The following is a 22,994-nucleotide window of genomic DNA, read 5'->3' as shown; positions in this document are numbered from 1 at the left end:
GGGGGGTCGGCCCCGCCCCGGCGCGGTAGGCCGCCCAACGGGTCGGCTCAGGAGTGGTCGGGGAAGACCCAGCGGGTGGACCGGGCCCCGTGGTCCTCGTCGATACCGAAGGCGTACGCCCGGCGGGGCGTGATCCGGTACACCTCGTAGGGCGGCGGGCCGGCGGTCGGCGCCCCCTCCTCGCCACCGAGTGCGTCGCCCACGACGCTCGGGGACCAGCCGTACTTGGTGGCGTAGGCGGTGGCCACCGCCCGCAGCGTGGCCGGGTCGGTGACGCGGGTCGTGGTGCCCTCGACGACGGTGTCCGCGATGCCGGTCTGGCAGGCCAGCGTCGTCGTCGGGCTGGCTGCGAGGGGGCGGCTCTTGCGGGTGACGGGGCTGGTCGAGACGTGCGGAGCGTCGTCGACCCACACCGACAGCACCGGGCGCAGGGTGGGGTGGTCGCCGCTGGCGGTGCTCCACCAGTAGGTGCTGGCCGCGGCGAAGCTGTCGCGCGCTTCCTCCCAGGGGATCGGTGTGGAGCCTGGCGGCGTGTCGCGGCCGATGAGAGCGGCGCGTGCTGGGGTCGTCACGGTGTCTCCTCCCGTGCCGGCGCTCCGGGGCCGTCGAGCACGTCGACGTCGGAGGCGGTCATCGGCTGGTCGCAGTGGGAACAGTGCAGCGTCACGTGGCTCGTCGCGCCACAGCTCCGGTGGCGGAACAGGGCGGGCGGGCCGTCCGCACCGGCCAGCCAGCGGTCACCCCATCGGGCCAGTACGAGGAGCGCGTCGCAGAGTTCGACGCCCCGCGGGGTGAGCACGTACTCGTGGCGGGTGGGTCGGTCCGAGTAGGGGTGGCGGTCGAGGACCTGCTGGTCGACGAGCCAGGTGAGGCGTTCGGCGAGCACCTTGCGGGAGATGCCCAAGGACGCCTGGAGGTCGTCGAAGCGGCGTACGCCGACGTAGATGTCGCGCAGGATCAGTGGCGACCACGGCTCGCCGATGACGTTCCAGGTCCGTGCGATCGAGCAGGGCATGTCGCCGAAACGGGTGCGCTGCATGGACCCAGTATAACCAGCTGAGTTCCCTCAGGGAACTCAGTGGTCTAGGGTGCGACGGCATGGAAACCAGAATCCCCGCCGGTGACGCCGTCGACCTTCTCGGGCGCGAGGGGGTCGGCGCGCCTCCCGCGCGGACCGAGCCCCTGTTCGGCCCGTCCGATGCCAGTCCCTTCGACGACCGGGCGCCGCTGACCCCCTGGGTCGAGGCGGAGCGGTGGCTGACGGCGGCCTCGACGGTGTGGTTGGCCACCGTCCGGCCCGACGGTCGGCCGCACGCCGTGCCCGTCTTCGCGCTCTGGGGCGACGGCGCCCTGTTCGTCACGCTCCGGCCGACCTCCCGCAAGGGGAGGAACCTCGCGGCGAACCCCCAGGTCAGCGTGATCGTCAGTTCGGAGGAGTTGGAGCTGGTCCTGGAGGGGAGGGCGGAGCGGGTGCGGGAGGTCGGGGCGCTGCGGCGGCTCACCGGCGTGCTGGCCGAGAGGTTCGGGTGGCGGCTCGCGGTCGCTGGCGATGGGGTCGTCGTCGACCCGGACCTGCCCGGCGAACCGGAGTACGGGATCTACTGCGTGTTGCCCCGGGTCTCGTTCGGGTTCGCGGGGAGCTCGGCCACCCGCTGGTCGTGGTGAGGTGCACCCGCGTGATCCCGTTCGCGCGGGGCCGGCTGCCCCTGAGCTGGGATGACGGGAGGGGAACAAGTTCAGGTTTCACTTATATAAGCTGCTGCTGTAGTGTCGGCGCGGGTCCCGCCGCCTGCCTGCGAGCCCGCGTCCGCTCGTCGGCCTGCTGAGAGCGACGCGGTGGGGTATCCCCTGGGGGATGGCCGAGCGGGCGTGCCACTGGTGGGACCGGGTGGAACGCTTCGACGACGACAGGCAGTACTCGCGGTGGCGGGGCGGCGGACAGGGGGAGAGCGGCGATGGACCTTCTCGACCACATCAACCGGACACACCGCGCGGTCAAGCGGGGCACCGAGCTGAACTCGGTGATCCTCACCCGCGCCTACGACACCACGCTCACCGAGCTGTGGGACGCCTGCGTCAACCCAGAGCGGCTGCCGCGCTGGTTCGAGCCCGTCAGCGGCGACCTGCGTGAAGGGGGTAGGTACCGCCTCGAGGGCAGGGGGATCGAGGGCACGATCGAGGTCTGCGTGCCACGGGAGCGTCTGCGGGTGACCTGGGAGGACTCCGGTGCCGGCAGCTTCGTCGAGGTGACCCTGCGGGAGGAGGGCGACCAGGCGGTGCTTCGCGTCGAGCACGTCCAGGCCGGCGGCGACTTCTGGGACACGTTCGGCCCCAGCGCCACCGGTGTCGGCTGGGACGGTTCGGTCCTCTCCCTCGCGCTGCACCTCGCCGGCGACCCGCGAGCCACCCCGGAGGAGATGGCCAAGGTGGGAGCCAGCGAGGAAGGTGTCGAGTTCATGCGGCGCACCGCCTCGGCCTGGGCGGACGCGGACGTCGAGGCCGGGGCCGACCCCGACCACGCCCGGGGGACCGCCGACCGCACCTTCGCCTTCTACACCGGCGCCGAGCAGTAGCGGCCGACGGCACGGCCACGTCGAAGGCGGCGGCCGGAGACGCCCACTTCGGCGTGGCGATCCGGCCGCGCCCCGGCGACCTCGAGGAGTTCGACAGCCCGGCGTCGGCCTTCGAACGCCGGTGGCTCACGCCAGAGGACCCGGCAGCGCATCACCCGACGAGGACGACCCTCCGGATCTCCGGCGGTTCATCCAGGTCAGGAGTTCCCGCTCCCAACACCTGAGGCAGGGTTTCCCACCAGTGCCGTGCGGCACTCCACGAACCTCGCCCGCGTCGAAGACCCTGCCGCACCACACCGCGACGCGCGTCGTCGTCCGGTCGCGAAGCCTGTGCAGGACGCCCAGCTCGGAGTATTCAACCCACATCGGACACCGCCCTCGTCGGGTCTGCCCGGTGCCCGCACGACACCGGCCGCTCGACCGGGTGGCGGGAACGCGGCACGACCCGAGGAGGGCGCGGCGCCGACCCGTGCCCCCGAGACCGCACCCCGGACGCGGAGCGGGACGGCAACCACCCGGGACCACCCGGAGACCGCCGATGGCAGGGGGGCTGGTGTCCCACCGGCGGGTCGTTCACCAGCCCGCCACCCGACCAAGTCGCCACCACACGACAGCACTCCCCACTGGAACGGGCCGGACCCCGGTTCGTGCGCCACGATTCCCCGCCCTCCAGGAGTGGGTACCAGCACGACGAGACCGGGGAGAAGGGGTGATGACCTGGCCGTGGGGTGAAACCTCGCGAATGGCCCCCGATCGAAGGCCCCTAGCTGACCCCAGTAGACCGGACGGCGCGGACAGCGCCGGTCGAGCCCGTGGTCACCAGGTCGGGGAGGCCCGAGGTGCCGGCATCCGCAGCGTGGGCCCTCCCCGGGCCCGCCGCCCGGTACCGCAGATCAGCCAGTCGTGGCGGCCGCGAAGAACAGCGGCCGCCGCCCGACCACTCCGGGCAGCACCGTCCGCGCCCCGCCGCACCCCACCTGCCGCGCCGCCGGTCACCGCCCGCATCGTCGTCGTCCCGCTGGAGCCCGCCTCCGGCCGGCGGGATCGTGGGGACGGGAACGGCGGTGGCGTGGCGGCCGGGGGTACCAGCGTTCCCCGTCGAACACGGGCACTTCGCGGCTTCCTCCCCCGGCGAGCCCGAGAGCAGGGAGGATGAGGAACTCGGCGCGTACTACGCGCTTACCCAGCTCAACGGGGACACGGGCCGAGCACTGCACGCACTGGCCCTGGGCGGGTTCGCCACGTGACGCCGGCGATCGCCTCCGAACGGCCATCACGAGCTACCGGGACAGCTGCTCGCGCGTTCGGATCCTCGCGCGGTCCAGGCGCAGCAGCCTGCTGCTCCGTAAGGGTGACCTCGTCGGCTGCCTTCTCCTGCCGCGTCCACACGAGGCCGTCTCGATCGCACCGCTCTGGGGTGGATGACGTTCGGACCTTGCCAGACGAGTGCGAGCCCCGCCGCCGGGGCCGGCCGAGGCTCCCACCTTCCGCAGCCGTCCCCGACGCCGGACCGCGCCCGGGTGGTGCTGCGCGTGGTGGTCGGGAGTGCACCGCCGCACCCGCGCGGCCGTCGCCCACCAGGGCAGCCCACCGGTCCCACGGCTTGGCCTACCAACCCCAGGAACGGGTGGGCGTGATGGTGATGCGGGCACTGAGCGCCGTGTCGAAGGAGTGACGGGTGTAGCCAGCGACGGGGTAGAGGTCCTCGTACTTGTCCAGGAACTCGGGGATCGAGGAAGCGGGCGGGCCGTCGAGGCTCACCTCGGCCCGGCCGGAGACGACGCGGATGTGCCCAGCGCTGGGGTCGGTGTGGAAGGTCACCACGACTTCCGGGTTCGCGCGCAGGTGGCGCACCTTGGCCGCGTGCGGCTCACTGAAGACGACGAGCTTCTCGTCCACGTAGACGAACCACACCGGGCGGAGTGCCGGCCGCTTGCTGGGGGTGACGGTGCCGAGCCAGAGCACCCGGTCCTCGGCCTTTTCCGACAGGCCTTCCAATGGAGAGTTCGTAGTCATCCCGCAACGCTAGGAGTTCCACTTTGCTTGAGGTCAATGGGAACGTCCCCGTTCCACGGTTCGGTGGTGGTGGACCGGTGCCAGCGGTGCTGCCACCGGCAGCAGTGGCCCCGTTCCGAGTTGGAGGCCGGGGGTTGGTGTCGGACGATGAGGAGCGGTCGGCCAGGCATGTCAGGGGCCGAGACGGTTCAGCGGCGCTCGGGGAGCCCGGTATCCCGTACGGTGACGGGAACACAGTGAACGAGAATCGGTGCGAGCGCTCCTGACTCCGCAGGTCAGGAAGTTCCTTCCCCGCGCACGGGGGGCTGTTGCCGGTGTCCCACAAACGGGGCACCGGGCCTGCCTCCCCCCGCACGCGGAACTGCTCGTGGTGTGGCGCGTTCGGGCTTTCCCGTTGGTTTTCCACTCTCCACGGGACCGGCGTTTCCTCCCCTCCGGGAGGTGCTCGTTCGTACGCGGCTGCTGAGCCGGGCGCCTGCGATATCCCTGAGGACCCCTGGAGCATCGAGCCCGCACACTGGTCCCCGTCGTCGACCAGCCGCCGTTCGGGTGGGCACGTTCACCGACTGCTGCTAGCCCCAATGGGTGAACTCCGTGTTGCGTGAGCGTGATTCGAGCTGGCACTCCTACAGTCCTGGCATGGCCGCATGGCAGCACCAGTCCGCATGTCCGGGTGTGGCGACCAGCCGCGTTCCTCCCGACCAGGCACCCCTCACATCGTGCCGGTGTTGAGCAGGAGGGTCATCTGCCCCTGCGGCAGCATGACCCTGTTCGAGCCGCCCAACTGCCAACGGCGGTCGTGTCTCCGCCGCTGGACGTGGTTGTGGTGCGTTCCGGCGCTCGTCCTGCTGGTGCTGCTCATTCCGCTGACCGTGATGCTGTGGGGCGATTCCTCGCCCTGTCCGGAGGGCTTCCGCCCGCTCGGCCCGCACGTGTGCCAACGTTCGACCGTGCCCTGAGTCGTGAGTGGTCCTGGCCGCGACAACCCGGTGGACGGACATCGAGGGAACGGGCCCCTACCAAGAACGGGGCGACCGACGGGATGGCGAGGGCACGAGCGGCGACGAGAGCGGTGGATCGGTGTGCGCGTCGGAGCCCCCTCCCGGTCACCCGGGCACACTCGATCACCAGCTGACCGGGAGCGCATGGGGCCAGGAGTGGGCCAGGCTGCTGTCGAACTCCGCCTCGGACAGGTTCGACGCGGCCCGCAGCCGGGGAAGCCGGCGGACGAGCCTCCCCAGCGCCTCCCGCAGAGTCAGACGGGCCAGCGCCGCGCCCAGACAGGAGTGACGTCCACTGCCGAAGGCGAGGTGCGAGCGGGCGGACCCCCTGCCTGGGTCGAAGGCATCCGGCCGTTCGGTCCGGGAACCGTCTCGGCCAGCTGACTCCGGCGAGACGAGGACCAGGGATCCCTCGGGAATCACCACGCCACCGAGTTCGACGTCGACGGTCGTCCGCAGGCGGCCGCTGGCTCCCGTGCCCGCTGGGGTGTGGCGGAGGACCTCCTCAACGGCGGGGACGACGAGATCGGGATCCGCCGCGACCCGCGCCAGTTCGGTGGGGTGCCGCAGCAGAGTGAACAGGCCGTGTCCGAGCCTGGCGACCGTGCTCTCGTAGCCGGCGACGGTCAACAGCAGCGCGGTCGACACCAGCCACTGCTCAGAGACGGCGTTCCCGTCCTCGTGCTCCCGCCGGCAGAGCTCCGCGAGCAGGCCGCCACCACGACCGGGGAGGGCGAGCCTGGCCAGTTCCCTCACCGGGTGGCGGAGGTGCGCGACCGCGTTGCCCAGCCCCGCGAGTGACGTGCCGCTGGTTCGGATCGCCCGCGCCCAGGCGTCGAAACCTGGCCGCAGTGGGGCCGGAACGTCGAACAGCAGCCACAGAACCTCCAGCGGAAGCGGGAACACCAGCGCCGTCATCAGATCCGCTGGTGCTGCGGTGACCTCGTCGAGGAGACGCTCGACGACGTTCCCGACCTCCGGTCCGAGCCCCTCCACGTATCTGGGAGTCAGCACCCGGGACAGACCGCGCCGCCAGCGTTCATGGTCCTCCGGAGCGGCCAGGAACATGCCGAAATCGAACGCCCCGCCGTCGCCTCCCGCCGTCGCCGCCCCCATCGTTGTCGGGCCCCCGGGCTCGGGGACGCCTTCCACCGCTCGGCCGGCGCCACCGGGGCGTGTCGGGAGTGCGCTGTCCAGCGCGGTGGCAGGTACCACGGGTCGCCGTCCTCCGAGCGGGGTGCTCCCGGCACCGGCCGCCACCGGGGTCGACCCGTTGATCCCGGTGGGGCGGCGGTCGCGGCTGAAGCGGGGGTCGGTCAGAACGGTGCGCACGTCGTCGTACCGGGACACCAGCCACGCCGAGCTGCCGTCGGGCAGGTGGACCTGGCACACCGGGGCGGTGTCGCGGAGCCAAGCGAGCTCCGCTGGCGGCTCGGTCGGATTGGGTCGGGGGAACGGGTAGCGGACACGATGGGGATCCACGGCTCGTCTCCAGGGTCGTTCAAGCGGGTGAGGACACGCCCGCCCTCGGGTCTCGCGGGGGTGAACGTGGTGGTCGTCAGCGGCGGTCATGTCGACACCAGGCCGCTGAGGCGGGCGCTCCGCGCCACCGCGCGTGTCCTCTTCGAGTGGCCGGGCGCACCGGCACTGGACCTTCCCCCGGGGCGCGGTGCGAGGTTTCCGCCCACCAGGGCGGCCCTCGACACGCGCCGCCGGGTCGGCCTGTGATTCCGCCCGGACGCGGCCGCTGGGGAGGGACAGGCCGATGCCTCGGGCGGGGGACCGCGGTGCGGGCTGGCGCTGTCGTGGGTGCCCACGGGGTGGGGCGAACGGAACTGGCGGGCAGGGGTCACCAACGCACGGGGAGCTCGCGCGGGTAGTAGGTGAACAGGTTCGACGCGAGCACGACGTCGGTGAGGTCCCCGTCGAAAGCCAACTCCGGCATCCTGTCCAACAGCCGGGTGATGGCCTCCGCCAGCTCCGCCCGGGCCAGGGCCGCACCCAGGCAGTAGTGCGGGCCGGCGCTGAACGCCAGCTGCCGGTCGGCGGTGCGTCGAGCCAGGTCCAGCTCCTCCGCGTCGTCCCCGAACACCTCCACGTCCCGGTTGCCCGATGCCAGCGAGACGAAGACGGTCGACCCGGCCGGGATCACCGTGCCCCCGATCTCCACGTCCGCCGAGGTGAACTTCGCGACGGCGAAGCCCGTGCCCATCTGCGCGTACCGCAGCAACTCCTCCACGGCGTTGTCGACGAGGCCCGGGTCCGCGCGCAGCCGCGCCAGCTCCGCCGGGTGGTGGAACAGCGCGTACAGGGCGTTGCCGAGTTGGACGGCGGTGCTCTCGTAGCCCGCCATCAGCAGCAGGATGACGGTGGACACCAGTTCCTCGTTGGTGAGTGCGCCGTCGTCCTCGTCGTGCAGGCCGATCAGGGTGCTCAACAGGTCGTCGCCGAGGTTGGAGCGTTTGCGGACGATCAGCTCGACGGCGTACCGGCCGATGTCCCGCAACGCCTGCCCGAAGTCCTCGGGCGAGGACCGGAGGTCCCGCCGGGTCAGCCGGGCGGCCATCGTGCTGAAGGCTGGTCTGCCGTCCTCGGGGATGCCGAGCAGCTCGCAGATCACCCGGATGGGAACCCGGTAGGCGTAGTCGGCCATCAGATCGGCGCGGCGCTCGGGCCGGGCGGTGAGGTCGTCGAGCACGGCGTCGGTGTGACCGGCGATCCGGTCGCGCATGGCGTCGGCCTGCCGCTGGGTGAAGGCGCGGTTGACGATCCGCCGCCACCGCGTGTGTCCCGGTGGCTCCGAGATGGAGCCACCGAAGCTGAACACCGGGCTGGACTGCTCCGCGGCGAAGCCGGTGTTCATGCGCGCCGTGGTGTTCTGGTCCAGGGTCCGGGTGAAGCGGGGGTCGGTGAGGGCGCGTCGCACGTCCTGGTACCGGGTGATGAGCCAGGCAGGGTGCCCGCTGGCCAGTTTCACCTGCGCGACGGGCAGGTGCGTCCTGATCCAGGAGAACTCGGCGGGCATCCTGAACGTGCCGTCCCGGTGGAAGGGGTAGGTCCGGGTGGTGAGGTCCATGAGCATCTCCTTGGCCGGCCGGCCGGTGCCATGGCCGGTGGCGGGGTCGTGGTGGGACGGTGCGGCCCACGGCTGGGGACGCCGGAGCGGGTGGGGCTCGGAACCGCTCACCTCATAGCGCGGTCGGTCCGGTGCTGGCGTTCTGGGCGGGGTGGGTGGCTCGCCCGGGGAGGTGGTCAGGTCGTTGGCGAGTGGTGGACACCGACGAGTCGGCGGTCCCGGTGTGTTCGGGCGGCGGCGGCCAGGTTCGGATGGGGCTCGGTGCCGGCGCATTCGCTCAGCACGTGGTGTCCCAGGAAACCGAGGAACGCTTCCTGTTCCGGGGTGAGACCGATCCGGTTGTTGTGGGTGTGCAGGCAACTGGTCGTGATCACCCGTCGGCGGTCGTGCGCGCTGGCGGAGGGCCCGGCGAGGGTGACCGCCGGCAGCACCCGGTCCGCCCGCGCGTCGACGGCGTCGTGCAGGGTCCTCATCGCGAGACCGAACGGTTCGGAGTCCGTGGCGGTGGGTTCGGTGAGCACGGCCCGGGCGTGTGCCGTCACGGCGCTCCGCCGCGCCGCGAGGAGGTCGGGCCAGGTGTCGAGGAACACGTCGAACGCGTAGGGCGACCACAGCAGGCAGTAGTGCTGGAAGAAGCCAGCCATCGCCCGGGTGCTGTACCCGGCGGCGAGCAGCCCTCGCAGCATCGTCGTGAAGCCCGCGCCGAGCCGCCGGGCCGGTCGGGTGAGGATGTCCCCGACCGCGGCCAGGGCGAGGTCGCTGCTGCGTTCGAAGAACGCTTCCGCGAGCGTGACCCCGTCCTGGCCGCCGTACTTGCCCTGTTCCGGCTCGTAGCGGGCGGGGTGAACGGTGTCGTTCGGGAGGACGTCGGCAACCGGCTCGTTCTCCAGCGCGGCCATCGTGGGTTGCGCCAGCCGGAACCCCTCGACGTCGAAGTCCGCACCGCTGGGGTGGCGGGTGAGGTGGCTGGACAGCCGGTCGGCGAGCGCGGTGGTGACGTCCGAGGCGTCGTCGGCCCGGACACGGATGCGTACCCGCACGTGGTGGCCTCCCCGCCAGTAGCGGAGGAAGAACCACCCGCGCACCCCGCCCTCCGCCCGGAGTCGCGCGATGGCCGGGCCGAGCCCGTCCACCAGGAAGGCATCCATGCGGCCGTACCGGTGGACGTGCAGGCTCCTCCACACCTCGCCGTCGGGCCTGGTGGGTGTCATCGGTGTCCCCCTTCAACGGTGAGTTCCACGAGAAACTCCTCGGCGCTGCCAGGACTGCCCGGCGCTGGGTGTTCTCCCGGACCGGGCAGGCACTCCTGGAACACCACGGTGCCGTCAGGAACCGAAAGCGCCTGGCGGGCGAGCACCGCGCTCAGGAGCGGGTTGCGCGTGTCCAGGTAGTGGGGTTTGCGGAGGCGGGCGGTGCGGGCTTCCAGCGCCCAGCGCCGTGTCTCGGCCGCCAGGTCCCGTACCCCGGTGTCGGGCGGTGCCGGCGGCAGCACGCGGAAGAAGCTGTGCCGGGGCAGGCCGAGCTCACGGCGACGGCGCTCGAACTCGGTGACAGCCGCCCACTCCCGCCGTTCCAGACCGGGGGGAACCGCCAACTGGTCGACGGGCACCCGCCAGGTGCGGCGGTCGAGGACGAGGTCACCGAGCCGCAGGCGTGGGCGTGGGCCTGTCGAGCCGGCGGAGGCGGGGCGGATGCGGTCCAGCTGCTCCCACAGCCCGCCCCGGTAGGTGCGGGTTGGCGCGAAGGCGCACAGGAAGCGGTACAAAGGCGGTGCCGCCGCCGGGTAGAGGAAGTTCATCGGCACCAGGTCCACCCGCTCGCCGTCCACGGAGGAGACGAGCTCCAAGCGTCTGGTGACCGGCTCGGGGCGCACCCGCAGGTCGGCGAGGGTCAAAGCTGGCCCGTGGCCGCCGGAGGCGACCGACCCCGGGTAGATGACCTCGAGCGGGCTCAACCGGGGGTGGAGGTTGAAGTTGAGCCCCAGTACCGCTGTCAGGTCGGCCTGCCGTGGCTCGGTCGCCGCGAGGTGGGAGCGGATCTCCTCGGCCAGGTGCCAGCCCGCCCCGGTCTCGGGGGTGAGCAGGTCGGCGAAACGGGAGAAGAACACCCCGTGCCCGGTCGTGACGCCGTTGACCACGACGAGCGTGCGGTCGGCATCACGGGCGAACTGCAGCCGGTAGGCGGTGGACCGCCACGGGGGGAACTCGGCGGGGAGGGCCTCGGCGAGAGCGCGCAGCCTGCCGGTGTCCAACCGCGCCACCTCGGCCCCGTCCTCGACTGCCTCGTCCGCCAGCTGGGCCACACCCGCCCGCCAAGTGCTGAGCGCGGCGCACGCGGGATCACCCGCACCGCTCATCACGGCGGAAGCCTCCTCGGGCGAGAGGGAGGAGAAGGCCCGGAAGACCTCGATGAACGGGATTCCGGGATGGGTCTCGCCGAACTTCTCCGTCACGAACCGGTAGAGGCCGAGCCGTTCCACGGTGGCGCCGTCCAGCACCGGCACCAGGCGGGCGAACAACGCCAGGTGGTCCCGCGAGGCAGCCAACACGGCCGGTGACCAGCTGTGGGCGCCGTCCGTGGTTCCGACGTCCTCGTAGACCGGGGAACGCAGGGCGTCCCTGGCAGGTGCCTCGCACCCGCAAATCTCCACGAAGCGGTCGACACCGGACCGGACCTCGGCGAGCAGCGTGCTCCGCCGGTCGGCGTCGGACAAGGGGAAGACGTCCTCGACGCGTTGGAGGTGGTCGAGGACGTCCGCGGCCGCTCCCGCCAAGGGAGTGCCCAGGCCTCGCAGGAGTACGGCCATGCGGCCCGCCACCCGATCGGTCTGGTCTGGGAGTCCGAGGCCCCGGTGGCACAGGCCCACACCTACCAGCTGGTCGAGGGTCGCGGCGGCGGCGTGGGCCGTGAGGCCCCCGGCGACCAGCTGGTCCCGCACCTCGCGTTCGGTGCGGTCACCGAGTTCCAGCAGGTCCACCAGCAGGCGGACCAGGTCGGAGTGCCGGGCGTCGACCACCCGGTCCGGGTGGAAGGCGTCGTCCACGCCTTCCAGTGGCCGGCGGAGCCAGACGGCGCGTCCGTCGTGAAGGGTCAGCGAGTTGTTCAACCGAATGCGCAGCAGGGTGTCCGCGCCCGGTAGGGAGCGCAGGCGCTGGGCCATCCAGGCGAGCAGGCCGACGTTCAGCCTCGCCCGGGATATCCGGTGCGCGGCTCCCGCTCCGGTGCGCTGGACGACGTCGGACTGGTGGGCCGGGGCGTGTCGCGCCGGTGCCGTCGCCGCGTCGGGTCGAGCGACCGAGGAACCGGTGGGCACCGCGACAGGGCCGACGGGGCAGGACGGGGCCCGCGTTCCGCTGTCGACCTGTCGCCAGGTGCCACCCGGCTCCCGCGCGGCGCCCTCTCCGGGCGCCGGAAGGCGCAGCGCACCGACTTCCGTGAATGATCCGAACGGGGAGGGCTTGAACACCACCCGGTAGGCGAAGCTCGCGATCGTGCTCTCCACCCGGCGTCGCCGACTGGGTTTGACCGGGGCCTCGGGGTTGGCCGCGAAATGGGCCACTTCCCGGAAGGTGTCCTCGGCGGAGAGCTGGACGCCCCGCCGGAAGTCCTCGTTGGACGCGACGGCGCTGAGCACCCGCACCGCGCGGGCCGCCTCAGCGAGGTACGCCGCCGCCGACTCCGCCAGCAGGGCGTTCCGGCGGAGGCGGGCCCGGTCCCACCGCCGCACCACCGCCCGTGCCGCCCCGGACACCACCGAGTCCAGGGCCTCCACGTCCGGCTGTCGGCCGTTGTGCACGTCCCGGCGCAGCCGGAGCACCACGGCCCGGCGTTCCGGTGGCAGCGACGGCACCAGCGCGTGCAGGGTCCGTTCGACCTCGGCAGCCAGCGCGGTCACGGCCTCGGCCTCCTGCTCGGCCGCGTCGAGCGCGGCCCAGGCCCGTTCCGGGACGAGACCGTCCAGCGCGGCGAGTGCGAGCGTGCCTCGGCGGAACATCACATAGGGGCTGAACGTCGCCGACGGCTGCTGGTCCCTCATCGTGGTACCACCGTGACCTCCCAGTTCACGCCGGGGTGAACGGCGCCGACGGAGACCTGGCCGTGCACGCTCACACTGCCGCCGGTCAACCCGTAACCGGCGTCCAACCGGCGGGTGTCGACACCGAGGACGGGGTGGCTCCCCAGGCCCAGGGCCGTTGCGACGAGGGTCACCGCCTCGATCACCACTCCGACCGAGATCTGCCGTTCCCGGTGTGCCCTCGGTCCCCGGTCGCTCGAGCGGAAGTCGGGGGGTACGGCGACGTGCACCGTGAAGGCGGCCAGCTCCACGTTCAGCGAGTCGATCAGCAACGCCTCCTGGACGAGCTGGGCGCAGTCGGGGTCCACACCCCGCCCCACCGGGATCAGCCCCGCCCCGCACGCCCGGTACCAGCCCGGCTGGACACCCCGGACGCGGTGTACCGCGCAGTACAGGGCGACCTCGTGACCGAGCGCGCCGTCACCCACGTGGCGGAGCTGCGCGACGGCGGCGCTGGCCTGGTCGAGGACCGAGGCCAGCCCGGCCGGTGTGCAGGACCCACCGGAGAACCGGGCACCGCTGGAGGTGCGCCGCAGCAGGACGTCCCCGGCCATCGGGACGTTCGACGCCGGAGTGGGCAGCGCGACCACCGGGCCGGGCGAAGGTCCTTCCCACGTGTCGGGAGCCGGTGGACCGGGAAGCGCCGACCTGAACGCCGCTCCGGGCTTGGGACACGGGTAGGCGGCCAACGCTGCCTGGAAGGCCTCGAAACGGGACGACCGGCGGAACCTCGACGACCGCTCCACCACCTGGGGCGGCCACGGGGTCCGCACCCCGCGCGGCTCCGGCGCCGCTGCCTGCCGTGGAGCGCCCAGTCCCACCAGCAGGTGCGGGGCCTCAGCACACGGGTCGAGCCCCAGACCGCCCGCCAACACCGCACCGTCGAGGTCGGCCCGGACGTCGACGACACCGAACTCGACCAGACCCAGGCGGATGACCCGTCCCAGCACCACGCCCACGTCGACGGCGCCGAGCCGGGTGGCGAAGTCAGCGTACTTGTGGAGGTTCTTCCAGAACCGGTGCGCGAGCACCAGCACCAGCTGGGGGAGGGCCGCGCCCGCCCCGAGCCCGAGCGCGGCCCGCAGCACCCCCGCCGGAGCCGGCTGCCCGAGATCAACCAGCTCGTGCCGGTACGGGTCGTAGTGGTGCGCACCCGGCCTGGGCCCCGTCTCCAGGACGTAGACCTCCGTCGGGTACATCGCCCCCCCGGAGGGGACGGGCCGGCGGGTCGTGACACGCGGGCTCCGCCGGGGGAGGACGGGGCCGTGCGGGGTGGTCGGCACCGGCGCCGTCAGGTCGAACCGGACCCGGGACACCGCGAGCCCGTAGAACAGCAGCCGATCCAGTGGTCGGCGCACACCCAGCGGGCGTCGGCTGCCGCCCACGTGGACCTTGACGGGCCAGGGAGCGGTGTCCCAGTCCACTTGCCAGCCGTCCGGGTTCACCGACGTCGGGTCACGGAGCAACGCGAGCGTGTACTCGGCTGCTTCCCGCTCGGTCAGCGGAGGGATGTGCTCCCGCTTGTCGGACTCGGCGTGACCGGTCGCCATCCTCGCTCCTTCCATCGCCACACCCTGGGCGTCGTGCTGTTCTCCTGGCAGCTCCTCCCTGATGCCCAGCGGACGGCGGCGTGGAGCGGGAGGAAACGGACACGTGAGCGCTGGTGCCGCTCGTCTCCGGGGGGCACCAGGAGCGGTTCGCGCATCCGCCGGGGGGCCCATCCCCGGGGAGCCAGCAGCGTGGACGCGCCGGGTCCGGGGCCGCCGGGAGGGCCACGTCCCGACGATGCCCCGCCGGCCACCGAACAGGACCCCCGGGCCGGAGATGTCCCGTCCCCCCGGGGCAGGCAACGGTGGCGCGCCGGGACGCCGCTGGTCGATCAGGGGAAGGGGTGCGGGACGCATCCGACCTCCTCCTCGGGGGCGATCGCGCCGGGATAGGGAAGCCCGGTGCCCTCGGTGAGCCGGGGCAGACCGCGCGTCCGGCGGTTGCGGTGCCCGAAAGTCATCGGAACCAGGCCAGGAACCAGCACCCGCGCACAGCACAGCCCGTTTCGCCGGAGCTCGGGCATCGTCTGGTCAACCACCAGCACGTCCAACCCCGCGTCGAGGAAACCTCGAACGGCGGTGTCCACCTCGACCCGCAGGTCGGACTCGGCTGGGTGGAGGGTCGCGGGCACCGCGTCGAGGCGGATCTCCTCGTGCGGGGCGTCGAGCAGGAACGCGAACCGGTCCCGCGCCGCTGGTAGGGCGTTGACCAGCGAGTGGTCCGACATGCGCCGCACCAGGTCGGCGTCGGCGAGCATGGCCTCGGCCTCCTCCCGGCGGTCCGGGAACCCGTCCCGCACCGCCAGGACGATGCCGACGAGTTCGTGGAGCCCGCCGACCAGCGCCTGCCTGGGGTCCGGATGCGCGCCGCTGCCCGCGAGCACCGAGGGCCCGCCGGCCGGGCCCTCGGCGGTAAGCCACAGGCTGGGCATCCCGTACTCCATCGTGGACAGGAAGCACCGGAACCGGCAGCCGGTGAACAGCTCGGCGCGCCGCAGCAGGTCCCCGACCGCTCCCCGCTCGCCCTCCAGGCACACCTCGGGCAACGCGAGCCGCCGGTACCAGGTCAACAGGAACGAGTCCCGCTCCGCCACCTCGCGGAGACCGTGCAACACCGCCTCCTCCACCGAGTTGCCCAGCGCGCACCCGTTGGAGGTGTCGTAGACGAACGCGATCTCGCCGTCATGCCGCGGGCCCCAGAAAGCGGCGCGTTCCGGTACCAGCACCGGTTCCTGGGCTTGGAACGAGTAGGCCCACACCCAGTCGACAACGGTGTCCTGGTGGAACTCGCGGTACGGGAAGGACTCCGTCCGGTACGACTCCTCGGGGTGGGTACCGAGGTCCAGCGGGCAGAGGGCCCGGTCCGCGACCTCGGCGTAACTGGCGCGGACGGGAGCGGTCCGACCTCCCCGCCGCAGCCCCGCGTACCGTTCAAGTCCTTCCAGGACGGCGACGGTGCGGCTGGTCCGGTAACCCCGGGCGCGGCCTATCGCCGGTTCTCGCCGCCCCCAACGGGTGTCGAGTTCCACGGAGCACGCGCCGAAGGGGCTTTGCAGGTCCTGCCGCACCTCCTTGAACAGGCCGAGGCCGGGGAAGAGGTAGTCACGTTCCACCTGTTCGGCGGACAACTGCCCGGTGCGCAGCACTTCGGGACCGAGTTTCGGCAGCGGCACCCCATTCGGGGTGAGGTGCGGGACCGTGTCGGTGGTGACCTGCCCGCACAGCGCACAGGTCGAGTCCGGCAGCAACGTCCGCCGGTCCATCGCCCCGGTGACCCCGTCGAGGACCAGGACGCCGCTGGCGGCACCGGTTCCGGTCGGCGGGCCAGCGCGGACCGCCTCGGCGACCGACCTGGCCACCACGGACAGCGTGGCCGGCCCGAGCGTGGTGGCGGCCAGGAGCCGCGGTGAGCCGGGCAGCACCCGCTCACCTGCCAGGTCGGGGCCGAAAGCGGAGTTGGCCGTGCGCACCACGAGACACCGTGGGCATCCGGGGACACCACGCTGGGACCACGGACCGACGTAGCACAGGGAGCGCCAGCTGCCCACGAAGAGCAGCGGGCAGGCGAGGCGACGGGCGCGTGCGAGCACATCCTCGAACTCCTCGACCGCGTCCAACTCCGCCACCAGCACCAGCGGGCCACCGGCCTCGTCCCACGCCACCGCCCCCGGACCGGCCAGGTGCTCGTTCGTTCGTTCCTCGGTTGGGGCCGCTACGTCCTGGGCGCGGGCGGAGACCGAGGCAGTCCCACGGTCCTCCGGCGCCGGATCCTCGACCAACCGGGGAGCACGGGTCGCGCGGGCGTGCCCCGGGAAGTCCGCCGCGTCCGAGGCGTCGCACGTGGGCGTCGACGTCGAGCGGGCAACCCCCAGGTGCGCCGCCACCCACCGGGCCAGGGGGCCCCGGCCCAGCACGGACGCCGCTGGTGTTCCCCGTCCCGGGGCCCCGTGCGCGGTCATGCCCCGACCCCGGGGGACAGGGCGACCAGGTGGATTTCCCCGTCCGCGAAGGGCAACAGGCCAGTGACGTCGGACAGCGCATCCGAGCCGGGTGGGCTTGCTCGCCTCGCCGCCTCGGTCCAGGTCGCCGTCGGTGGCGCCAACCACCCCACGGTGTCGCCGGCGTCCTCCGAACCGGCGGCCAGCGCGGCGAGCAGGGCGTTGTCGATCGCGTGGTCCGCTGTGAGGCCGGTCCCCGGGTGGGTGGTGCCGGCCGCGGTGCGGACCCGAACCCTGCGGAGCCCCCCGACCGGGTCATCCCAGGCCACCCCGCACCAGGCGCGGTCGGAGCCGGCCAAGGCGCGCACCAGGAAACGCCGTGCCGGAGTGTCCGCCGTGGACAGGTCGGCGGCCGGTTCCCACCGGCCGGCCGTCGGCACCCGGCTGGCCGCGACCGCTGCGTACCGGGCACGCAACCGCGCCTCGTGGACGGTCCAGCCGGCGCCGAGGACCAGCGGGGCGGTCTGGCCCAAGGCTCGGGCGGTGCGGGCCGCGAGCCACTCCACGGCCCGCAGCACCACCTGGTGGCGCGCCTCCCTGGCCGACAGCGCACGGCACACCAGCAGCCGGGTCCTCGGGTCGCACGCCGTGCTCTCCGGTGCCACCACCTGGCATGAACTGGCCGCCAGCGGCAGCTGGTCGAGGTCGCCCTCCCCGACCGCCAACAGCGGGCCGGTCACGGAGTCGGTCCACCGCGCCGTCACCGCGACGATGCGATCGGCCTCGGCGACCAGCTCTGCCGGGTCCTCCGCTCTCGGCACGTCCGGTCGGACGGTGTCCAGCCCGCGGCCCGGGCCTGCCGACCAGCCGGTGGCACCGCCCTCCCCCTCAGGCGGGGAGCCGACCTGGTACCGAGGGCGAGCACCGACTGAGGCGTGGGAGAGGGCCGCCGGAACCGAGGACGACGGTGTCCGCGCCCGGCCGTGCCCGGTCACCGGCGCCCTGAGCGGGCCCGACCACGAGACACCAGCCGGGTGGCGTGAACACAGCGGGTGCCGACGGGCGGTGTGCTGCCGAACCACCGGTGCGCACGGCTCGACCGTCGTCATCGCCCCCGCACCCTCCAGCGCGACCCCCGCCAGCCGGGCGAAGACCTGCTGCACGAGGTGCAGGGCCGCGACGGCCGCCGGGGCCGGGGCGGGCGGGAGGTCGCCGGCGAACCCGGCGACCCGGGCCGCCACCGAGCGGTGCGCGCACTCCCAACAGCAGCCGGCGACACCGGGCGGCAGGGCGACCACGTGGTCACCGCAGCGCCCCAGCACCCCCACGTCCTGACCTCGACCGCGCGCCAGGTGGTGGGCGTCGGCCAGGGCCACCGGGTCCGCGTCGTCGGTCACGAGCAGGACCTGCCCGGCGTCCCGCAGCTCCGGGAGCCGTAACGCCGAGGCCAGCGGCCAGGAGCCGTCCACCACCTTCAACCGCCAGCGCACGCGCGGGTCCCGTTCGCGGACCGCCGCCATCAACTCGGCCGCGCTGGCCTCGTCGGCCTCGCCGCACACCACGAGCAGCCGGGCGACGCCGAACTCCCCGAGCGCGCCGAGGGCCGCCCGCAGCGCGACCCCGGACCCGAGGCAGCCGACCAGTGTGGACCGCACCCGCGACAGCCGGCTGACCGGGCGGTCGGCGTGGTGTTCCAAGAACGCCAGGTGCACCGGGTACAGCTCTGCCATCCACTCCGGGGGGACCTCCTTCGGCCCGACGACCTCGCGCAGGAAACCGTTGCGGTCCAACGTGCCCACCAGCCGGGACACCGATCGTCTCGCGCTCTCCGGTAGCCCCTCGCAGATCTCGGCCACGCTGCGTTCCCCGTCGAGGTTGGCGAACAACGAGCCCACCAGCTGGTAGGCACCCGCCCCCCTGATCGAGAACGACCCCAGGTTGTTCCGCAGCCACACTCCGCCCTCGTGCCGCACGAAGAACGCGTCGGCCCGTACCGCGAACCGCCGTTCGTCGAGGGAGTCCTCGTCGAGCCCGGCGCTCATGTCAGCTTCCCGTGGGCGCCGTAGGCCGCGGCCGCGTCCCGCTCCGGTAGCACCTCGACCCGGGTCAGCCGTCGTGCGTCCGGCAGCGCGGCGCAGTGCGCCCGCACCTCCTCCACACTCACGTCGCCCACGACCCTGGCGGCCAGGTTCTCCAGCCCGTGTGAGGTCTGTTCCACCCGAACCCGGGCGTCGGCGACACCGGGAAGGGCCAACAGGTGCCGTTCCACCTGGCGCGGGTGCACCAACATCCCGGAAACCTTCTCCGCGCCGTCGACCCGCCCCTCCAACCAGAGCCGCCCCTCGGCGTCCCACCGCCCGTAGTCGACGCCCACCCCGCGGCCGGCGGTGGACCTGACCGTGCCGGTCGTCTCCTCGGGAGGGGCACCGTCCGCTGGCCGCCACACCGCGACGCAGCAGTCCGGGCCGGCGGCGGAGACGACGCCCACCCCGCGTTCGTTCGGCTGGTCGACCCAGACGGCCTTGCCCTCGACGGGCCGGCCAACGTGCCCTCCGTGGCCGGGGTCCGGATCCACCGAGACCGCCCCGGTCTCAGCGGTCCCGTACAGGTTCACCAACCTCACCCCTTCGAACCGCTCCCTGGCGAGCCGGACCCGGGTGGCGCTGACATGGCCGCCGCCGAGGAACACCGCCACCCGGCCCATCGGCAGCGGGTCCGGCGTGCCCAGGCACGCCGCCGCGACCACGGCCGGCACCCCCAACACGGCCACGTCCCGGTCGCGGGCCGCCGTCGCCAGGGGGGTCCAGTCGTGAGCCGGGAACACCAGCAGGTCATGGCGGAAGAACATCGCGGGGAGCACGGTCATCAGGAACGCCGCCGAGTACTGCAACGGCAGGCAGGTGGCCAGCACCGGGTCGGAGCCGGTGCCCGGCAGCGCCGTTCGCAGCATGTGGTCGTGCTGCACGGCCACCAGTTCCCACAGATCGGCGTGCCCGATCGCGACCTTGGGCCGACCGGAACTGCCGGATGTGCACACGCCCCACATCGGCCGGGTCATCGGTTCCGCCAGCGGGAGCGGCACCTCCGCGAGAGCGGGAGCGAGGCGGTGCTCCTCCACGCCCAGCGCGGAACGGGCCGTCCAGAGCAGCAGGGTGTCCGGCACGCTGGCGACGGCGAAGAGCGAAGCTAGCGCCTCCAGGCCCTCCGTGGGGTCGACGACGTAGGCGTGCCCGGGGCGGACCAGTCGCGCCCGGTCCCGCCCACCCGCGAGCAACTCGTCCCAGGTCGCGACGGCACCGCCCCACTGGACGCCTCGGCGTCCAGTGGCGGACCGTGCTCGGCTGCTGGTCAGGAAACGAGTGAACGCCTGGCGACCCATGTCACCCACCCTTCGATCGTGTCGGGACGGTCGGGCGGTTCGGGAGGCGTCGACACCAGCCGGGTGTTCCGCAGGTAAGCGAGCACGACCACCGTCTCCAGGGAGTCCAGTCGCCGCGTCGGATCGCTTTCGTTCACCGCGTCGACCAGGGCCGCCCGCAGGGCCGCGACCGTGTTCGGGGGACTCGTGGGCGTGGGCCCCGACGTCGCCCGCCCGCCCGGGGCGCCACCACTGGGGAGGACGGCATCGGCATCGGTGTCCCTGCCGGCCGGTGTCGGCCCAGGACCGTCCTCCTGCCGCTCCGCGCCGGAGGAGGCGGGGCCCATCGGCCGCTCATCCGGAGGCGCCGGACCCCGCTCCACCTCCCGCCAGAACCCGGACACCACGCGGTTGACCGTGGCCGCGTCGTCGTTGCCCGGAAGGTGCCCGCCGCCCTCCACCACCCGGCCCCGCACCTCGGGACCGATGTCGCCGGCGGTCCTGGCCGCCTCCCGCTCGACGGACCGCAGGGAACCGTTGATGATCAGCACCGGCCGGTGCAGCTCCGCGAGCGTCTCCGGGCGGATCTGGATCCGGTCGGCGTAGGACGTCGTCGCGTGCGCGGTGTACGCGTCCAGGGTGGCTCGCCACCGGGGACCGTGCAGGCGCTCGTACTCCGCCACCAGCGCCCGGCTCTCACCGGCCAAGCGGTGGAAACCGCCCAGCAGGGAGAGGAAGGCCTCGCGATCCAGCCCGGGCGCGACGCCCGTGAGGACCAGCGACGAGACGAGGTCCGGGGCGAGGGCGGCGCACCGCACGGCCACCGGCCCGCCCAGGTACGACGCGGCGACGAGACGACCGGGGCCGAACCTGCGCACCAGAGCGAGGACGTAGCGCAGCGCCACGTCGAGATAGCCGTCCTCGGCATCGAGCCGGCACCGCCCGTGACCGGGCAGGTCGACGGGCACGACATCGGCCTCCGACCGCCACGCGCCGATCTGCTTCCCGAAGTGACCGTAGGCGGTGCCGAGCAGCCCGTGGAGCACGTACACCACGGGACGGCGAACACGAGCGCCCAACATCGGTGTCCTCCGTCCCGCTCAACCGACCGCCACGACCCCGGCGTCCCGGAACGGGTTGGCGAAGTGGGTGACCTTCGTGCCGTTGGCCTCGATGCGGCTGAGGATGTGCCGGGGACGACGCAGGTCGGCGATGAGGAACTGGGACGTGCTCGGTTCGTTGCGCGCCGCTGAGTCGGCCCGGTACGGGGCCACGTCGGGACTGCCCGGGCTGATCACCCCGGCCAGGCCCAGTGCCCGGTCCTGGAACTCCTGCGGCTCCCGAGTGGTGAGCACCAGACGCTGCTCCGGGCAGGTGAACGCGATCACCGCCATCATCCTCAGGTAGTCCTCGTCCCCGATCCTGGTGCTGTCCCGAGAGCTCATGGCCGGACGCATCCTGGGCAGGGAGAGGTCCACGACGGCTCCCCGCTCGCGCAGGTGATCGCCGTGCGCCACCAACTGGACGATCTCCGACTCCACGTCGGGGTGCAGGCCCACCAGCACGCCCGGGTTGACGTGCCGGAACCCGGCGTCGAGCCACCGGTCGAAGGACACCACCCGCCGGTCGAAATCGGCCTTGGGGACCGCGCTGGAGGTCGCTCCCATGAAACGGCGGTAGGACTCGCGGTCGTAGGTTTCCTGGAACACGCACATGGTCACCGGGTCCGCCCGGTCAACCCACTCACCCAGCACCTCGATCTCGTCGGGTTCCATGCTGCCGATGTTGAAGTAGACCCGTTCGAAACCCATGTCCAGCGCGGTGCGGATCGCCCAGCCGACCCGGAACGCCGTGCTCAGCCTGGTGTACTTGTCCGCGTACTCGCCGGTGAGCAGGCCGACGCCGCGAACGCCCTCGTGCTCGTACAGGATGCGGAGCTGGTCGGTGATCTCGTGCCGGCCGGAGAACTTGCGCTCCATCCGCGTGTTGCCCGCTCGCATCGAGCACATCCGACATTCCGAGTCGCAGTGGTTCGTGGTGTAGAGCGGCACGAAGGTGTGCAGGCGGGGACTTCTCGCCGCGCAGCGCCGCTGGGCCGCCGCCACCAGTGTCTCGGTGGGGATCGAGCGGTCCCGCCACAACGCGAGCGCCGCTGCCGCCCGGGACACTCCCGGTTCCTGCCCGGCCGCGAGGCCGAGCACCGCGTTCGTGTCCACCCCCTCGGCCTCCATCGTTACCGCCGTCACGTCCGGCAGCGAGAAGTCGGTCGTTCCGGTCCGCTGTCGATCGCTCATGGCAACCCTTTCGCCGTGGGGAGGAAAAGCGGAACGAAGCGGGATCGCCCGCGCCCTCCATGGGAGGGAAACTCCGGCTGTTCCACGCCATTCGTACTCCCGAAATCCCCGCCTGGCAACAGCACCCGGTTTCCGGTGGGCGTTGCAAGCGTGAGGTGGAGAAACGTCCCCATCCTGGTCGGCGAGGGCTTCTCCGCTGGTCATGCGCCGTTCCTCGGTCGCGCCTCAAGCGGTTCTCAAGTGTGTTTGCGTTGGTTCTCCGCCCCGCTTGCGCCGATGTTCAGGAAGTTCGCTGACTTTTCTGCGTCGCCCGGGAAAACCGCGAAAACAACAATTGGCGTCCTTGACCTACGGGTCTCGGTGTTCCTACCGTTCGATGCGGGGCCGAATCCGGTTCCTCTCACGAGAAACGAGGTGTGCGATGTCCGCTGACCTGCCCGCGCTGAACATCGAGTCGTTGGAGATCTCGGAGTTCCTCGACGACAACCGCCTTGAGGACGGGGAGGTGGTCGCGAAGGTCATGTCCGCCTCCTGCACCACCTGCGAGTGCTGCTGCAGCTGCTCGTCCTGATTCCTCGCCCGTCCACGTTCCCACCGCCGGGCCGGGGGCGACCCC

General features: G+C 72.6%; 19 protein-coding genes. 5 read left to right on the top strand and 14 right to left on the bottom strand.

The annotated features are described in order from the left end of the window. Positions 1-47 precede the first annotated feature (47 nt). The gene (locus ACTIDRAF_RS27500) at positions 48-572 is read right to left on the bottom strand and encodes a pyridoxamine 5'-phosphate oxidase family protein (RefSeq protein WP_016697838.1); all 525 of its coding nucleotides are present in this window, start codon (positions 570-572) and stop codon (positions 48-50) included. Then, on the bottom strand, positions 569-1,039 hold the full coding sequence (locus tag ACTIDRAF_RS0206095) for a winged helix-turn-helix transcriptional regulator (protein WP_016697837.1): 471 nt from the start codon (positions 1,037-1,039) through the stop codon (positions 569-571). Before ACTIDRAF_RS0206095 ends, ACTIDRAF_RS27500 begins: the two co-directional genes overlap by 4 nt. Positions 1,040-1,098: 59 nt before the next feature. Here ACTIDRAF_RS0206095 and ACTIDRAF_RS27495 point away from each other — a divergent pair, with 59 nt between their 5' ends. The 3 genes from ACTIDRAF_RS27495 (at position 1,099) to ACTIDRAF_RS0206080 (ending at position 3,820) form a co-directional block, all read left to right on the top strand. Further along, positions 1,099-1,665 carry a pyridoxamine 5'-phosphate oxidase family protein gene (locus ACTIDRAF_RS27495; protein WP_016697836.1) on the top strand — a complete coding sequence of 189 codons (567 nt, stop codon included), beginning with the start codon at positions 1,099-1,101 and terminating at the stop codon, positions 1,663-1,665. Positions 1,666-1,955: 290 nt separating this feature from the next. Beyond that, entirely contained in the window at positions 1,956-2,573 is a 618-nt protein-coding gene (locus tag ACTIDRAF_RS27490; RefSeq protein WP_016697835.1) for an SRPBCC domain-containing protein, read from the top strand. Between the two features lie 1,064 nt (positions 2,574-3,637). Continuing rightward, positions 3,638-3,820 (top strand): hypothetical protein, encoded by a 183-nt coding sequence (locus ACTIDRAF_RS0206080; protein WP_103055297.1) that lies wholly within the window; start codon positions 3,638-3,640, stop codon positions 3,818-3,820. Between the two features lie 361 nt (positions 3,821-4,181). Here ACTIDRAF_RS0206080 and ACTIDRAF_RS0206075 read toward each other — a convergent pair whose 3' ends face one another. From ACTIDRAF_RS0206075 to ACTIDRAF_RS27485, 3 genes are all read right to left on the bottom strand, one after another. Then, complete coding sequence (locus tag ACTIDRAF_RS0206075) at positions 4,182-4,589, bottom strand: pyridoxamine 5'-phosphate oxidase family protein (RefSeq protein WP_039786038.1); 408 nt, start codon at positions 4,587-4,589, stop codon at positions 4,182-4,184. Positions 4,590-5,301: 712 nt separating this feature from the next. Continuing rightward, positions 5,302-5,451, bottom strand: coding sequence for a hypothetical protein (locus ACTIDRAF_RS33620; RefSeq protein ID WP_016697832.1), 150 nt, complete (start codon positions 5,449-5,451; stop codon positions 5,302-5,304). A 262-nt stretch (positions 5,452-5,713) separates the two neighbouring features. Continuing rightward, positions 5,714-7,072 carry a cytochrome P450 gene (locus tag ACTIDRAF_RS27485; RefSeq protein WP_157162882.1) on the bottom strand — a complete coding sequence of 453 codons (1,359 nt, stop codon included), beginning with the start codon at positions 7,070-7,072 and terminating at the stop codon, positions 5,714-5,716. A 27-nt stretch (positions 7,073-7,099) separates the two neighbouring features. Between ACTIDRAF_RS27485 and ACTIDRAF_RS33615 the strand changes: the two genes are divergently transcribed. Continuing rightward, positions 7,100-7,318 (top strand): hypothetical protein, encoded by a 219-nt coding sequence (locus ACTIDRAF_RS33615; protein ID WP_157162881.1) that lies wholly within the window; start codon positions 7,100-7,102, stop codon positions 7,316-7,318. A 121-nt stretch (positions 7,319-7,439) separates the two neighbouring features. On the opposite strand, the gene ACTIDRAF_RS27480 is transcribed toward ACTIDRAF_RS33615, so the two are convergent. From ACTIDRAF_RS27480 to nocL, 9 genes are all read right to left on the bottom strand, one after another. Then, the gene (locus tag ACTIDRAF_RS27480; protein WP_157162880.1) at positions 7,440-8,666 is read right to left on the bottom strand and encodes a cytochrome P450 family protein; all 1,227 of its coding nucleotides are present in this window, start codon (positions 8,664-8,666) and stop codon (positions 7,440-7,442) included. Between the two features lie 176 nt (positions 8,667-8,842). Next, positions 8,843-9,877 (bottom strand): lantibiotic dehydratase C-terminal domain-containing protein, encoded by a 1,035-nt coding sequence (locus ACTIDRAF_RS0206050; RefSeq protein ID WP_016697827.1) that lies wholly within the window; start codon positions 9,875-9,877, stop codon positions 8,843-8,845. Next, positions 9,874-12,702, bottom strand: a complete 2,829-nt coding sequence (locus ACTIDRAF_RS0206045; protein WP_016697826.1) for a lantibiotic dehydratase — start codon at positions 12,700-12,702, stop codon at positions 9,874-9,876. The genes ACTIDRAF_RS0206050 and ACTIDRAF_RS0206045 overlap by 4 nt, the downstream gene beginning before the upstream one ends. Further along, entirely contained in the window at positions 12,699-14,291 is a 1,593-nt protein-coding gene (locus ACTIDRAF_RS0206040; RefSeq protein WP_016697825.1) for a nitroreductase family protein, read from the bottom strand. Before ACTIDRAF_RS0206040 ends, ACTIDRAF_RS0206045 begins: the two co-directional genes overlap by 4 nt. A gap of 329 nt (positions 14,292-14,620) precedes the next feature. Further along, positions 14,621-16,747: a TOMM precursor leader peptide-binding protein gene (locus ACTIDRAF_RS31815; protein WP_083886123.1), complete on the bottom strand. Its 2,127-nt coding sequence runs from the start codon at positions 16,745-16,747 to the stop codon at positions 14,621-14,623. Then, complete coding sequence (locus ACTIDRAF_RS33385; protein ID WP_016697823.1) at positions 16,744-18,768, bottom strand: hypothetical protein; 2,025 nt, start codon at positions 18,766-18,768, stop codon at positions 16,744-16,746. The genes ACTIDRAF_RS31815 and ACTIDRAF_RS33385 overlap by 4 nt, the downstream gene beginning before the upstream one ends. Further along, positions 18,765-20,105, bottom strand: a complete 1,341-nt coding sequence (locus ACTIDRAF_RS0206025) for an AMP-binding protein (RefSeq protein ID WP_245533453.1) — start codon at positions 20,103-20,105, stop codon at positions 18,765-18,767. Before ACTIDRAF_RS0206025 ends, ACTIDRAF_RS33385 begins: the two co-directional genes overlap by 4 nt. Continuing rightward, a complete protein-coding gene (locus ACTIDRAF_RS0206020) occupies positions 20,075-21,166 on the bottom strand; it encodes an alpha/beta fold hydrolase (protein WP_157162879.1) in 1,092 nt (363 codons plus the stop codon). The genes ACTIDRAF_RS0206025 and ACTIDRAF_RS0206020 overlap by 31 nt, the downstream gene beginning before the upstream one ends. Before the next feature lie 18 nt (positions 21,167-21,184). Next, complete coding sequence (gene nocL / locus ACTIDRAF_RS0206015) at positions 21,185-22,378, bottom strand: 3-methyl-2-indolic acid synthase (RefSeq protein ID WP_016697820.1); 1,194 nt, start codon at positions 22,376-22,378, stop codon at positions 21,185-21,187. Between the two features lie 421 nt (positions 22,379-22,799). On the opposite strand from nocL, the gene ACTIDRAF_RS33610 reads away from it, so the two are divergent. Next, positions 22,800-22,949 carry a thiocillin/thiostrepton family thiazolyl peptide gene (locus ACTIDRAF_RS33610; RefSeq protein WP_016697819.1) on the top strand — a complete coding sequence of 50 codons (150 nt, stop codon included), beginning with the start codon at positions 22,800-22,802 and terminating at the stop codon, positions 22,947-22,949. Positions 22,950-22,994: the final 45 nt, after the last annotated feature.

The organism is Actinoalloteichus spitiensis RMV-1378, from assembly GCF_000239155.1.
GTDB lineage: Bacteria > Actinomycetota > Actinomycetes > Mycobacteriales > Pseudonocardiaceae > Actinoalloteichus_B > Actinoalloteichus_B spitiensis.
Note: the sequence above shows the minus strand (reverse complement) of the source record. Positions and strands in the feature narration are given on the sequence as shown.

Coding starts and splice junctions, on each gene's coding strand:
- ACTIDRAF_RS0206095 (WP_016697837.1), bottom strand. CDS start 1,039: ATGCAGCGCACCCGTTTCGGCGACATGCCCTGCTCGATCGCACGGACC.
- ACTIDRAF_RS27495 (WP_016697836.1), top strand. CDS start 1,099: ATGGAAACCAGAATCCCCGCCGGTGACGCCGTCGACCTTCTCGGGCGC.
- ACTIDRAF_RS27490 (WP_016697835.1), top strand. CDS start 1,956: ATGGACCTTCTCGACCACATCAACCGGACACACCGCGCGGTCAAGCGG.
- ACTIDRAF_RS0206075 (WP_039786038.1), bottom strand. CDS start 4,589: ATGACTACGAACTCTCCATTGGAAGGCCTGTCGGAAAAGGCCGAGGAC.
- ACTIDRAF_RS33620 (WP_016697832.1), bottom strand. CDS start 5,451: ATGAGCAGCACCAGCAGGACGAGCGCCGGAACGCACCACAACCACGTC.
- ACTIDRAF_RS27480 (WP_157162880.1), bottom strand. CDS start 8,666: ATGGACCTCACCACCCGGACCTACCCCTTCCACCGGGACGGCACGTTC.
- ACTIDRAF_RS0206050 (WP_016697827.1), bottom strand. CDS start 9,877: ATGACACCCACCAGGCCCGACGGCGAGGTGTGGAGGAGCCTGCACGTC.
- ACTIDRAF_RS0206045 (WP_016697826.1), bottom strand. CDS start 12,702: ATGAGGGACCAGCAGCCGTCGGCGACGTTCAGCCCCTATGTGATGTTC.
- ACTIDRAF_RS0206040 (WP_016697825.1), bottom strand. CDS start 14,291: ATGGCGACCGGTCACGCCGAGTCCGACAAGCGGGAGCACATCCCTCCG.
- ACTIDRAF_RS31815 (WP_083886123.1), bottom strand. CDS start 16,747: ATGACCGCGCACGGGGCCCCGGGACGGGGAACACCAGCGGCGTCCGTG.
- ACTIDRAF_RS33385 (WP_016697823.1), bottom strand. CDS start 18,768: ATGAGCGCCGGGCTCGACGAGGACTCCCTCGACGAACGGCGGTTCGCG.
- ACTIDRAF_RS0206025 (WP_245533453.1), bottom strand. CDS start 20,105: ATGGGTCGCCAGGCGTTCACTCGTTTCCTGACCAGCAGCCGAGCACGG.
- ACTIDRAF_RS0206020 (WP_157162879.1), bottom strand. CDS start 21,166: ATGTTGGGCGCTCGTGTTCGCCGTCCCGTGGTGTACGTGCTCCACGGG.
- nocL (WP_016697820.1), bottom strand. CDS start 22,378: ATGAGCGATCGACAGCGGACCGGAACGACCGACTTCTCGCTGCCGGAC.
- ACTIDRAF_RS33610 (WP_016697819.1), top strand. CDS start 22,800: ATGTCCGCTGACCTGCCCGCGCTGAACATCGAGTCGTTGGAGATCTCG.